11 protein-coding genes are annotated in these 12,761 nt (G+C 72.0%); 8 read left to right on the top strand and 3 right to left on the bottom strand.

Annotation, left to right across the window (positions count from 1 at the left end; genetic code table 11):
- Positions 1-39: 39 nt before the first annotated feature.
- Positions 40-573: a TerD family protein gene (locus PYS65_RS09590; RefSeq protein ID WP_279333433.1), complete on the bottom strand. Its 534-nt coding sequence runs from the start codon at positions 571-573 to the stop codon at positions 40-42.
- Between the two features lie 158 nt (positions 574-731).
- Here PYS65_RS09590 and PYS65_RS09585 point away from each other — a divergent pair, with 158 nt between their 5' ends.
- From PYS65_RS09585 to PYS65_RS09565, 5 genes are all read left to right on the top strand, one after another.
- Complete coding sequence (locus PYS65_RS09585; protein WP_279333432.1) at positions 732-1,337, top strand: DUF4937 domain-containing protein; 606 nt, start codon at positions 732-734, stop codon at positions 1,335-1,337.
- Positions 1,338-1,517: 180 nt separating this feature from the next.
- Positions 1,518-2,177 carry a histidine phosphatase family protein gene (locus tag PYS65_RS09580; protein ID WP_279333431.1) on the top strand — a complete coding sequence of 220 codons (660 nt, stop codon included), beginning with the start codon at positions 1,518-1,520 and terminating at the stop codon, positions 2,175-2,177.
- Between the two features lie 12 nt (positions 2,178-2,189).
- Positions 2,190-3,098, top strand: a complete 909-nt coding sequence (locus tag PYS65_RS09575) for an ADP-ribosylglycohydrolase family protein (RefSeq protein WP_279333430.1) — start codon at positions 2,190-2,192, stop codon at positions 3,096-3,098.
- A 120-nt stretch (positions 3,099-3,218) separates the two neighbouring features.
- Complete coding sequence (locus PYS65_RS09570) at positions 3,219-3,920, top strand: ribonuclease HII (RefSeq protein WP_279333429.1); 702 nt, start codon at positions 3,219-3,221, stop codon at positions 3,918-3,920.
- A 68-nt stretch (positions 3,921-3,988) separates the two neighbouring features.
- Entirely contained in the window at positions 3,989-4,633 is a 645-nt protein-coding gene (locus PYS65_RS09565) for a hypothetical protein (protein WP_279333428.1), read from the top strand.
- A gap of 63 nt (positions 4,634-4,696) precedes the next feature.
- Here PYS65_RS09565 and PYS65_RS09560 read toward each other — a convergent pair whose 3' ends face one another.
- Both PYS65_RS09560 and PYS65_RS09555 read right to left on the bottom strand, forming a co-directional pair.
- Positions 4,697-5,305 (bottom strand): hypothetical protein, encoded by a 609-nt coding sequence (locus PYS65_RS09560; RefSeq protein ID WP_279333427.1) that lies wholly within the window; start codon positions 5,303-5,305, stop codon positions 4,697-4,699.
- 225 nt (positions 5,306-5,530) lie between these two features.
- On the bottom strand, positions 5,531-7,696 hold the full coding sequence (locus tag PYS65_RS09555) for a RecQ family ATP-dependent DNA helicase (protein ID WP_279333426.1): 2,166 nt from the start codon (positions 7,694-7,696) through the stop codon (positions 5,531-5,533).
- A gap of 187 nt (positions 7,697-7,883) precedes the next feature.
- Here PYS65_RS09555 and PYS65_RS09550 point away from each other — a divergent pair, with 187 nt between their 5' ends.
- The 3 genes from PYS65_RS09550 to PYS65_RS09540 all read left to right on the top strand — a co-directional run bounded on the left by PYS65_RS09550 (position 7,884) and on the right by PYS65_RS09540 (position 12,610).
- A complete protein-coding gene (locus PYS65_RS09550) occupies positions 7,884-9,659 on the top strand; it encodes a DUF4192 domain-containing protein (protein WP_279333425.1) in 1,776 nt (591 codons plus the stop codon).
- A gap of 173 nt (positions 9,660-9,832) precedes the next feature.
- A complete protein-coding gene (locus PYS65_RS09545) occupies positions 9,833-10,591 on the top strand; it encodes an NUDIX hydrolase (RefSeq protein WP_279333424.1) in 759 nt (252 codons plus the stop codon).
- A 99-nt stretch (positions 10,592-10,690) separates the two neighbouring features.
- Positions 10,691-12,610: an ATP-binding cassette domain-containing protein gene (locus PYS65_RS09540; RefSeq protein WP_279333423.1), complete on the top strand. Its 1,920-nt coding sequence runs from the start codon at positions 10,691-10,693 to the stop codon at positions 12,608-12,610.
- The last annotated feature ends 151 nt before the right edge of the window (positions 12,611-12,761 follow it).

Below are 12,761 nucleotides of genomic sequence, written 5' to 3'. Positions count from 1 at the left end.
TCCCGAGCCCGCGGGCGGCCGAGCCGCTGCGGGCGCGGGTCACGCCCGGCGGATCGTCCCCATCGCACGGGTGAACGTCACCGGGTCGTCGAGGAAGCCCTCGACGCCGGGGTGGAAGTCCCATGCGCCGCTGTCGTTCCGGGTGAACTCGGCGATGACGGCCGCCGTGGCTCCCGGGACACCGCCGAAGTCGTCCTCGGCCAGGACGGTGTACCCCTGGCGGATGCGCAGACCGGGGTGCGCCACGCCGGAGAAGGTCCGCCGCGCCTGGTGCTGCTGGATGACGACGCCGACCACCACGCGCGCGTACCGCGGGTCGAGCCGGTTCAGCTCCAGCGTCATGACCTCGTCGAAGCCGAAGCCCAAGCCGTCCCTGCTGTCCCGGTTCAGTGTGATGGTGCCGTCGGGGGAGCGGCTGTCGAAGTGCACCACATAGGAGGGATCGCCGTGTGGATCGCTTGCCGGGTAGGGCGCGGCGACGAGATCGAGATCGGTGGACGGTTGTCCCGTGGGACTCGGGTCCCACCTCAGCGCGATCTCGACCTTGTCGATGCCCTTGTTGACGCCGGTCACCCATGTCCCCTTTCCTGCGCGACCATCCTGCCCTTTCAGCCCAACTGCCGGATGGCTCCGGCAGGTTGTCCATCCTGTCATGTTCGGCCGGGTAAGTGAGGTGAAGCAGTCCGGACGAGGGTGACCGACGCCACGCTCCGCGGCCTTACGATGGCGCGGTGCTGGTCAAGTGGATTCGCTGCACCGTGGTGGACCGCCGGGGGTTCGAACGGGGACAGCGGAAGTGGGCGGGGCTTCTGGGGGAGCCGGGATTTCGCGGACAGGGCGGAGGATGGAGCCGGGCACGGCAGGATGTGGCGCACATCTTCTCCTTCTGGGAGAGCCGTGCCTTCTACGACTCGTTCATGGCGCGTTCCCACGATCGGCTCGCCTCGGCCCAGGCGGGCACCTTCAAGGACGCCCAGGTCCGGCTCTTCGACCACCGCTTCGACGTGAAGACGGGCTTCGAGCCGCGTTTCACGGACGTGGACCTGCTGAGAGTGGCGCTGTGCCGGGTCCACGAGGAGCGGGCGGAGCACTTCGTGCTGATGCACGAGAAGGTCTGGAACCCGGCGATGGCGGGCTCGCCCGGCATGGTCCGAGGCCTGTTCGGTGAGGCCCCCGGCAGCGAGTTCCTGGTGCTGTCGATGTGGTGGTCCGCGGCCGAGCACGGCAAGTACCGCACCGAGCGGGTGGAGCGTCTCGCCCTGAGGGCACAGACGGAGGCCGACATAGCGGCCCTGACGGGGGACGTCGTCGACATGGAGCCGGTCTGGACGGTCTGACGCCCACGCCCACGCGCACCGAGCGCGTCGCCCTATATGTGGCATGTGTGAGTCATGCGGCTTGTGTGCCGCGTGGGGCGCGGATCGTGGGGCTGTCCGTGGGGCAGGAAATGTGTGACCTGTGCCGTACCGGGTGCGTACGGGTGCTCGGCCGGTCGTCACCCGTTCTAGGGTTTCGGCATGGCACGACCACGGCGCATCGTCCTTGTCCGGCACGGTGAATCAACGGGCAATGTTGACGACTCCGTTTATGAACGCGAACCCGATCACGCGCTGGCCCTGACCGAGCGGGGCCGGCGGCAGGCGGAGGAGACGGGTAAGCGGTTGCGCGACCTGTTCGGCCGCGAGCGCGTCAGCGTGTACGTGTCCCCCTACCGTCGCACGCACCAGACGCTGGACGCCTTCGGGCTCGACCCGGAGCTCATACGTGTGCGTGAGGAGCCGAGACTGCGCGAGCAGGACTGGGGAAACTGGCAGGACCAGAAGGACGTACGCCTGCAGAAGGAACGCCGGGACGCGTACGGCCACTTCTTCTTCCGCTTCGCCCAGGGGGAGTCCGGCGCCGACGTCTACGACCGGGTCGACGGCTTCCTGGAGAGCCTCTTCCGCAGCTTCGACGCCCCCGACCATCCGCCGAACGTCCTCATCGTGACGCACGGTCTGGCCATGCGGCTGTTCTGCATGCGGTGGTTCCACTGGACCGTGGCGGAGTTCGAATCCCTGTCGAACCCGGAGAACGCCGAGACGCGGATGCTCCTCCTGGGCGAGAACGGAAAGTACACGCTCGACCGGCCTTTCGAACGCTGGCGGGTGCCGGAACCGTACGGGATCACCGGATAGGGTGGCAGGGCGATGACCGCTGACCTCTCCTTCGCCGGGCGCCTGGACCGCGCCCTGGCCAGCCTGCGCGGACTGTCGGTGGGGGACGCGCTGGGCTCGCAGTTCTTCGTCCCGGGGAACTATCCGCTGCTCATGAGCCGTGAGCTGCCCCCGGGCCGCTGGCAGTGGACGGACGACACGGAGATGGCCTGCTCGGTCGTCGCCGTCCTGGCCGCTCACCGGCGGATCGATCAGGAGGCCCTCGCGCAGTCCTTCGCCGGGCGCCACGACTTCGACCGCGGCTACGGGCCCGCGGTCGGCCGGCTGCTGCGGCTGGTCCGTGAGGGCGGCGACTGGCGGGAGCTCGCCGCCGGGCTCTTCAACGGTCAGGGTTCCTGGGGCAACGGGGCGGCGATGCGCATCGCACCGCTGGGTGCCTGGTACGCGGACGATCCGGAGCAGGCCGTCCACCAGGCCGAGATCTCGGCCTACCCGACCCACCAGCACCGTGAGGCCGTGGTCGGCGCGATGGCCGTCGCCGCGGCAGCCGCGCTCGCCGCCGCCCCCGGGGGGACGCCCGCACCGGAAGCCCTCCTCGACGGGGTCGTCGCACTGGTGCCCAAGAGGAGCGCGGTCGGTGCGGGGCTGCGCAGGGCCCGGGACATGCTCGACTTCGGCGATGTGGCCACCGTCGCCGCCGTCCTCGGCTGCGGGCGGCGTACGACGGCCCACGACACCGTGCCCTTCGCGCTGTGGTCGGCCGCGCGGTCCCTGAGCGACTACGAGCAGGCGTTCTGGACGACGGTCCAGGCGGGCGGAGACATGGACACGACGTGCGCCATCGTGGGCGGGGTGGTCGCGGCGGGGAAGGCCGGGGTGCCGCCTTCCGGGTGGACCGAGCGGGTCGAGGCGTTGCCGGGCTGGACGTCCCACGCCCGGTGATTCACGCATGCGATTCCCCGCGTGCCGAGAGGCTCCCGAGCCGGGTCGTCGTGGACCGTGACGTCGTTCGGGGAACCTGGGTGTCGCGGGCCGTTCCGGGCGGCGTACGCTGAGGGCGCCATGCCGTACGAACCACCGACTCACACCGTCGAGCGCTCTCTGCGCGCCACCACCGGGGCGAAGATCGTCGCAGGTGTCGACGAGGTGGGGCGCGGCGCCTGGGCCGGTCCCGTCACCGTCTGCGCGGCGATCACCGGACTGCGTCGGCCCCCCGAAGGTCTCACCGACTCCAAGCTCCTCACCGTCAAGCGGCGCGCCGAACTCGACCGGACGCTGAGGAGTTGGGTGACGTCGTACGCCCTGGGACACGCGTCCCACGAGGAGATCGATCAGCTGGGGATGACGGCCGCGCTGCGGCTGGCGGCGGTACGCGCGCTCGAGGCGCTGCCGGTCCGGCCCGACGCGGTGATCCTCGACGGCAAGCACGACTATCTCGGGGCGCCCTGGCGGGTCCGCACCGTGATCAAGGGTGATCAGTCGTGCGTGGCGGTCGCGGCGGCCTCGGTGATCGCCAAGGTGCACCGTGACAAAATGATGGCCGAACTGGGTGCCGACCATGCAGACTTCGGTTTTGCGGACAACGCCGGGTATCCGTCACCCGTGCACAGGGCCGCGCTGGAGGTCCGGGGACCCACTCCCTACCACCGGTTGTCGTGGGCGTATCTTGATGCGCTGCCCCAGTGGCGGCATCTCAAGAAGGTCCGCAGTCGGGCGGACGGAAGCGTTCCGGAGGTCGAGGGCCAGCTCGGCTTCGACTTCTGACGGTTCCGTTCGCACTCATGTGCCACCCGGCGTCGCGAGCCGTACCAATGTTTGATAAAAATCAGCCCATGCCTCTCATTCCCGAGGAGCCTCAGATTCACGAGAGTGCCCAGGGTCCCCGCGTCACTTCGGCCAGCAGCCGTACCGCGCCGACCCCCCGCCCCGTACCCGGTCCCCGCCCTGTGGCCCCGCCGCGTCCTGGTCGTCCCGGCCCGGCCCGGCCGGCGCCCCCGGCGCAACGCACGCCGCGTGAAGCCACTGCGGCGGCCAAACCCGTCCCTTCGAAGCAGGCTGTCCCGCAGCCGGCCGCCGCTGCCGCGGACGGCACCCAGATCCAGCTCATTCCGGCCTCGGTCCAGGGGGCGCTCGACGCCGCCGAGGAAGCCGTGGACCTGCTGCTGGACTCGGGCCGTGCCCCGGGCGACGTGCTGGTGATCACCACCGGTGAGCCGCATCCGTGGGCCACCCACGAGCTGTCCTTCGGCGAAGCGTCCTACTGGGCTCTGCACGACGCCGGTGACGACGTCTTCCACACGGACGTCGCCGGTGCGGAGCGTGCCGGGGCGCGGCCCGTCGTCGTGGTCGCCGTCAACGGCGGCTCCGAGGCGGTGACCGCGTCGGCCCTGTCCGCCGCCCACGCCAAAGCCACCGCTCTGCTGATCGTCTGCGGTGACCCGAAGCGGATCAACTCGGTGATGGACGCGGGCGTCTGAGCCTACGCCCTGGCGCCCGTCGGTACGGGCGCCAGGTCCCGGTTCCGGGGGCGCCGTCGGCCCTCAGCGTGCCGCCGCGCGGCGCAGGACCTCGGACGCGACACCGCCGGTGCGCGGTATTCGCGGTGGTGCCTCGGCCGTGGCGAACGGCTCGGGCGCCGAGTCGGCGGTGGGCCGGCGCCCACCGCGCCCCTCGCCGAGCACCTGCCAGCCGTCACGGGTCAGCGTGATGTACGCCCCGCAGCGCAGCCCGTGCAGCGTGCAGGCGTCCCGCAGCCCCCACATCCACGCGCCGTCCTCCTCCGTCCAACGCGCGTCGCCGTCACGGCAGTAGAGCAACACGGCGGTACGCACCGGGGTACGGCGCCGCAGATCGTGCGGGATGATCCGGCGCAACTGGGACAGCAGCGCGTTGCGGAACATCCAGCCGTCCGCCGCCGAGGCGGGACGGCGGGTGAACGAAGCGCTCGCCCGCAGTCGCTCGTCCGCGTCGAGCACGGCGACGACCGCGGTCGTCGGCCCGGGGCGATGCCGGGCGTGCAGACCGCTGACGACCTCACGCGGGTTGCGCAGCAGCGGAATTCCCGCGGCAGCCCACTCGGCGGGTTCGAGTACACGAGTGGCGGACGTCGACGGTGATGCGGCCGAGGACGAAGCGAATCCGAAGGTCACGGTCCTCCCTTCGGCTACGCCCGGACTGCGGGCGGGGGCGGATTTCGGGGAGCGCGCACGCAACAGAGCCCAACCTGATCGGCGGAAGAACCGTGCGGGTGCGGACCTCGATTCTTCCCGTCGAACCTGGATGCGGCAACGAGCAATCACGCGGGGAGACCGGTATCTCATGGTCGGCGGCTTATATCCCTGCCCGGTGCGCCGGGCGCGGTCCCCCGCGGGGCGTCAGCCCTGTACGGCCAGTACCAGGGGCAGCACCCCCTCGGCGCCGGCCCGCCGGAGCAGGCGTGCCGTGACCGCGAGGGTCCAGCCCGTCTCCGTGTGGTCGTCCACCAGAAGCACCGGTCCCCGGGCCTCGGCGAGGGCCGCGGCGAGAGGGGAGGGGACGGCCAGCGCCCCGTCGAGGGCCTTCAGGCGCTGCGCGCTGTTGCTCCGGGAGGCCGGCCGGGCCTCGTCCGTGTACTGCACGGAACCCAGCAGGGGCAGGCGTCCGACCTCCGCGATGTGCGCTCCCAGCGAGCGGATCAGGGCGGGACGGGTGCGGGAGGGGAGGGTGACCACACCGACCGGCCGGGGCTGGGCGTCCGGCGCCCCCGACGCCCAGCCGCCGGGCCCCTTGGCCCAGTCGGCCAGCACCTCCACCACGGCCTTCGCCACGTCGTCGGGCACGGGCCCGTCCGGGGCCTGGGGCGCGAACAGCGGACGCAGCCGGTTGCCCCAGCCGATGTCCGACAGGCGCCCCAACGCCCGGCCCTGAGCGCTCTGTTCCCCGGCCGGGATGCGTCCCTTGAGGTCCATGCCGATCGCCGGAAGCCCGGTGGGCCACATGCGCCGCGGTTCCACCTCCACCCCCGCCCGGCCGAGATCCACGCGGGCCGCCTCCAGTGCGGTGGGAGAGGCCTCGGGGAGGTAGCGCGCGCCCGCGCAGTTGTCGCAGCGGCCACAGGGTTTCGCGCCCGTGTCGTCCAACTGGCGCTGCAGGAACTCCATCCGGCAGTCCGCGGTCGTCGCGTACTCACGCATCGCCTGCTGTTCGGCCCCCCGCTGGCGGGCCACCCACGCGTACCGTTCGGCGTCGTACGTCCAGGGCTGACCGGTCGCGATCCAGCCGCCCTTGACCCGCCTGACCGCCCCGTCCACGTCGAGGACCTTGAGCATGGTCTCCAGCCGGGAGCGGCGCAGTTCGACCAGGGGTTCGAGGGCGGGCAGCGACATGGGCCGGTCCGCGTGGGCGAGGACGTCGAGTGTGCGGCGCACCAGTTCCTCCGGGGGGAAGGCGAGGGACGCGAAGTACGTCCAGATCGCCTCGTCCTCCTTGCCCGGAAGGAGCAGGACTTCGGCGTGGCGCACTCCACGGCCGGCGCGGCCGACCTGCTGGTAGTAGGAGATGGGAGAGGACGGTGAGCCGAGGTGGACCACGAATCCCAGGTCCGGCTTGTCGAAACCCATACCGAGGGCGGAGGTGGCGACCAGGGCCTTCACCTTGTTGGCGAGCAGGTCCTCCTCCGCCTGTTGCCGCTCCGCGTTCTCCGTCTTGCCGGTGTACGAGGCGACGGTGTGGCCGCGCTGCCGCAGGAAGGCGGTCACCTCCTCGGAGGCCGCCACGGTGAGGGTGTAGACGATCCCGGAGCCCGGCAGTTCGTCGAGATGATCGGCGAGCCAGGCCATCCGGTGCGCGGCGTCCGGCAGGCGCAGCACACTCAGGCTCAGGCTCTCCCGGTCCAGCGGACCCCGCAGCACCAGGGCGTCCGAGGTGCCTCCCGTGCCGAGTTGCTCCGCGACGTCGGCGGTCACCCGGGCGTTGGCGGTGGCGGTGGTGGCCAGGACGGGCACGCCGGGTGGGAGGTCGGTGAGCATGGTGCGCAGCCTGCGGTAGTCGGGGCGGAAGTCGTGGCCCCAGTCGGAGATGCAGTGCGCCTCGTCCACCACGAGGAGTCCGGTCGCGGCGGAGAGTCTGGGCAGCACGTGATCACGGAAGTCGGGGTTGTTCAGCCGTTCGGGACTCACCAGCAGGACATCGACCGTGCCCGCGGCGATCTCGGTCTGGATGGTGTCCCACTCCTCGCTGTTGGAGGAGTTGATGGTGCGGGCGTGGACACCGGCTCTGGCCGCGGCCTCGACCTGGTTGCGCATCAGCGCCAGGAGGGGGGAGACGATCACGGTGGGGCCGCTGCCCCGGGCCCGCAGCAGGGACGTGGCCACGAAGTAGACCGCGGACTTGCCCCAGCCCGTGCGCTGGACGACCAGGGCCCGGCGCTTGTCGGCGACCAGCGCCTCGATCGCTCGCCACTGGTCCTCGCGCAGCCGGGCTTCTCCCGAGGCGTCCCCGACGAGCCGGGCGAGAACGGCGTCCGCCGCCGTCCGGAGATCCGTGTTGTTCGTGTGCTCCATGAGTCCCATACAACAGGACGGCAAGGACAGCCGGGCGGAGGTGTGGGGCGGCGAGAGGAGGGAGCTTATGTGGTAATCGGGCCGCCCTGGAAGCGAAAGTGCAGGTCATGTGGGGTGCATGACGTGTTCCCGGCGAAAGTTGTCCACAGGGCGAGCAGGCTTTCCCGATCCGCGAAATCTTCTTCTCATGACGAACCGCAGCGAAACGAACGAATCCCCCGAGAACGACGACATCGCCGGGCGGAAGCGGGACGAGTACGCCGGCCTTCCGGACCCCGAGGGGGTCGCCCGCCCCGCCGGGCTCCCACCGCAGAGGGCGCACGACGGTGAGCACACGCACCCACGACGTGCGAAGGACATCGCCTGCACCGCCTACGGCGACCACGGCGAGGCGCAGCAGGTCACGCTGCGGACCCCCGCCGAACTCGCCGACGCACTGCCCTACCTCCTCGGCTACCGGCCCGAGGACAGCATCGTCCTGGTCGCCCTGTACGACAAGGACGGACGGAGCCGGTTCGGCGGTCGCGCCCGGCTCGGCATCCCCGCGAACAGGGACGACTGGCCCGCGGCCGCCCGGCAACTGGCCCAGGGGCTGGTGACGGGCAGCGAGCGCCGGGGTGCCAAGCCCGAGCAGATGGTTGTCTTCCTCTGCCAGGAACCGGGCAGCCGGGAACCCGGAGTGCAGGCCCCCGGAGCGCAGGTCAAGGAGCGGTTGGGCCCGCTCGCTCATGCGCTGCGCGTGGAGTGCGGTGCCCTCGACGTTCCCGTGGTGGAGGCCCTGTGCCTGTCGGACGGCCGCTTCTGGTCGTACTGCTGTGACGACGAGGCGTGCTGTCCGCCGGAGGGGGTGCCGATGGGGCTGCCCGGCACCTCGGTGCTGGCCGCCGCCGCGACCTACGCCGGGCTTCAGGTCCGGGGCACACTGCGGGAGTTGAGGGCGAGGTTCCTCCCGCGGGAGAACGCCGCCGCCCTCGGACAGGAGGCCGCCCTGGACGCCGCCAGCAAGGCGCTGATCCCCAGGATCCTCGACGCGGCGGGCCGACGTCAGGTCGCCGAGCGGACGCTGGAACTGGCCGAGCAGATCATGGGCCGGCTCGCCGGCGTCCCGCCCGTGCCCGGCATGCTCCCGGCGGATCTGCGGGACGACGAACTGCTCCGGCACGACGAGGCGGCGACGCTGATCCTCGGTCTGCAGGACCGGACGACCCGGGACCGCGCGGCCGCGTGGATGGAGGGCGAGGAAGCAGGTCCCGCGCTCCGGCTGTGGCGGGCCCTGGCGCGCCGCTGTGTCGGTTCGTACGGCGAACACGCCGCGGCGCCCCTGACGCTCGCCGGCTGGGTCGCGTGGTCCACCGGCGACGAACTGGAGGCCAGGGAGGCGCTTGCCATGGCCCTGGGCGCCGACCCCGACTACCTCTTCGCCCGTCTGCTGCACCAGGCCTGCAACGAGGGCCTCGACCCGGAATCGATCCGCCGGTGCCTGCGGGCGGAACGCGAGAGCCACGGGAAGACGGACCACGGCGACCCGGCCGCCGCCGACCCGGCCACCGGGACCGGCGCGGGGGAGGGTACCGGGGCGCCGGGCGTACGGGAGCCGGAGAACCCGGAGAACCCGGAGAACCCGGAGAGCGGGGAGGGGGCCATGCCTTCCGGGGAGGCGGCGTCCGTACGGCGCGAGACGTCCCCGCGCCGCCGGCGGCGCACGCAGGCCTCCGGTACCGGTGGCGGGTCCCCGCGCCGGCCGAGTTCGGCCGGACACCGGCCGGGCGCGCGGATTCCGTATCTCCGTGATCCCCGTGATCCTCGTAATTCCCGTGATTCCCGTGATCTCCGCACCGCGATCGGTGGCACGCGTCCGGGTGGGGCGCGCCCCGGGTGCGAGGGGCCGGGAGCCACGCGTTCTCGTCGCACGGCCTCGCCGGAAGCGCGGCCCCGCGGCCGGGGGAGCGCGAGGGCGGAGTGACCGGGCTCGGTGACTGAGCGGGGGAGGGCGGTGCCGGCGGCGGACGGTGCGCCCTCCGAGCCCCGCCGCACAGGTGGGCGGGTGAGCCGGCTCGTCAGCGAGGCGAGGAGGCGGAGAGGTGACGTGTCAGCGAAGGGAGTGTTTATCGTCAGGGAGACGACTATGATCGCCGCATGTCCTACGACCCGTCAGCCTTTCCGCCCTTCGCCGTCACCGTGGACCTGGTCGTGCTGACCGTGCGCCGCCATGCCCTGTGCGCGCTGGCGGTCCGCAGGGGCGAACCGCCGTTCCAGGGGCGGTGGGCGCTGCCCGGCGGATTCGTACGGGCCGACGAGGACCTGTCCCAGGCCGCGGCGCGCGAACTGGCGGAGGAGACCGGGCTGCGGGTGCACGACCCCGCAGCCCCCGCCCAGGCCGACGGCGCGCATCTGGAACAGCTCGCCACCTACGGCGACCCCAAGCGCGACCCCCGGATGCGTGTCGTCAGCGTCGCGCACCTCGCACTCGCTCCCGACCTGCCCGCACCCAGGGCGGGCGGCGACGCCAGCAACGCACGGTGGGCCCAGGTCGATGAACTGCTGCAACAGGCGGGGTACGGCAGAGGCGACGAACCGGTGGTGCCCCTCGCCTTCGACCACGCCCGGATCCTGGCGGACGGGGTGGAGCGCGCCCGCTCCAAGATCGAGTACTCGTCGCTGGCCACGGCCTTCTGCCCGCCCGAGTTCACCGTCGGTGAGCTGCGCCGCGTCTACGAGGCCGTGTGGGGGGTGGCACTGGACCCGCGCAACTTCCACCGCAAAGTGACGGGAACGCCCGGCTTTCTGGTTCCGACGGGCGGCACGACCACCCGGCAGGGCGGTCGCCCCGCTCAGCTCTTCCGGGCCGGCGGAGCCACCTTGCTCAACCCGCCGATGCTGCGCCCCGAAGTGTGACGCAGGGGGCGCACCGGGCATCCCGCACGGCTGGCTCCCCGTTCCCGGTAAGCCTGGTGATGCCCGGAAAACCCGATATGGCGCGCTATCTTGCTTCGGGTGATCCAGGCCTTCGGACTGACCAGCAACCCTCGCAAAGAGCTTCCGCCCGCCGTCGACGACGTCTCCTTCGAGGCACACGCAGGCCACGTCACCGCGCTGCTCGGAGCACCGGGCGCAGGCAAGACGACGGTGCTCAGACTCATGCTCGAACTCCAACCGGGCCGTGGAGTCACCTGCTTCAGGGGCCGTCCCCTGCACCGCATCGGGCACCCTTTCCGTGAAGTCGGCGTGCTGCTGGGCGAAGTGCCGGGTCACCCCGCACGTACCGTCCGCGGACACCTGCGCATGCTGTGCGCCGCCGTGGGAGTCCCGGTCCGCCGGGCCGACGAAGTCCTGGAAGCCGTCGGGCTGGTGAGTCTGCGCGAGGAACGCCTCGGCACGCTCTCGCGCGGTATGGACCGACGCCTCGGGCTGGCCTGCGCGCTGCTGGCGGACCCGCACACCCTCGTGCTCGACGAACCCGCCCGCGGACTCTCCACCGGCGAGAACCGCTGGCTCCACAACACGCTCCGGGCTTACGCGGCCCGAGGCGGCACCGTCCTGAGCACGACGGCCGACCCCAAGGAGGCGGCGCGCGTCGCGGACCGGGTGGTCACCCTCGAGCAGGGCCGGATCGTGGCCGACCAGCAGGCCGCGGACTTCTCGCGCACCCGGCTTCGCCCCCGCGTCGCCGTCCGCACGCCGCACGCCGCCCGTCTGTCCGCGCTGCTCGCCAAGGAGGCCCGTACCGACCGGCGTTCCGTGGAGGTGGCTCAGGAGGGCGGCAACCGCATCTCCGTCTACGGCAGTACCTGCGCCGACGTGGGTGAGATCGCGTTCCGGAACGGCGTCGTCGTACACCAACTCGCTGACGAGGTAGGGGACATGGGACCCGGCGCGGGCACGCCGCACACCGAGCAGCCGTCGGCCCTCTCGGGTGGGCCATCCTCCGCCGCCACGCCACCGCCTGCCGCCACGCCGACTCTTGCTGACACTCCACCCCCCGTCGCCACGCCGTCCCCTGCCGGTGAGACGCACCCCGCCGTCGGACCGTCCTCCGACCCGCTGCCCTCCGCCGCCAAGGACCCGGCCGGGCCCCGTGCCGGTGGCGGAGACCGTCTCCGGGAGTCCTCGGTCGGTCTGCCGCCTCCCATCTCGGTCCGTCCCGCCCCCCGCCCCCTCCGTCCGGTGCGTTACGAGATCCGTCGGGTCACCGGCGTCGGTACCGGGTTCCTCGTCGGCGCCGTCGTGCTCGCGGTGTCCATGCTCACCGCGGTACTGCTGGCCCGCACCGGGCACACCCCGCAGCCGCGGCTGCTCGCGGCGTGGCCCAGGGAGTTGCCCCTGCCGCCCGCGGCCTTCGGGGCGGGACTGCTCGGCGCGCTGGCCTCCGGCGACGAGTTCCGCCACCCCGCTCTGGCGGCGGACCGGGGCAGCGTGCCCCGGCGCCTGGGGCTGCTGGGCGCGAAACTCCTCGTCGCCTCGGCCACCGCGCTGGTGCTGGCCGTGCTGACGATCGGGTGCGACGCCGAAGTGCTCTATCTCGTGTACGGCCGGGAACTCGTCGAAGTCCCCGGCGACTGGTTCCCGCTCGGGGTGAGTTGGCTCGGACTTGCGATCGGGTGCGCCTGGACCGGGGTGCTGGCGGCGGGGATCTTCCGGTCCACCACCGCCGGGCTCGCCGTGGTCGTCGCCGTCCCCCTCCTCGTCGTGCCCCTGCTGCGGAAGGCGGTCAGCGGGCCGTCGGCGCGGAGCGCGGCGGGGTTGCCGCTGCGGCTGCGTGAAATGTTCCCGCTCCAGTGGCCCTTCGGGGGTGAGCGTCATCTGGAGGGCGCGTTGCGGATGTTCGCCCAGCCTGTGGGCGGCGCCCTGGCGTTGTCACTGGGGGTGTTGCTTTGCCTGTATCTGTTCACATCCTTGCGGAACAGGGCCCGTTGACGACCGACCGTGACTCGATCGATCCGCCCGTGCCGACAACTCCCCGGAGGGAGCCCACTTCTTTCCGATAAGGCGTCAATTGCGACGGGGTGAGCGATCACCCTTTCGTGTGCTTTTCACCAAACTCCTCAAGGGAGTTGGGAGCCGCGCC

Source organism: Streptomyces cathayae (genome assembly GCF_029760955.1).
GTDB lineage: Bacteria > Actinomycetota > Actinomycetes > Streptomycetales > Streptomycetaceae > Streptomyces > Streptomyces cathayae.
Note: the sequence above shows the minus strand (reverse complement) of the source record. Positions and strands in the feature narration are given on the sequence as shown.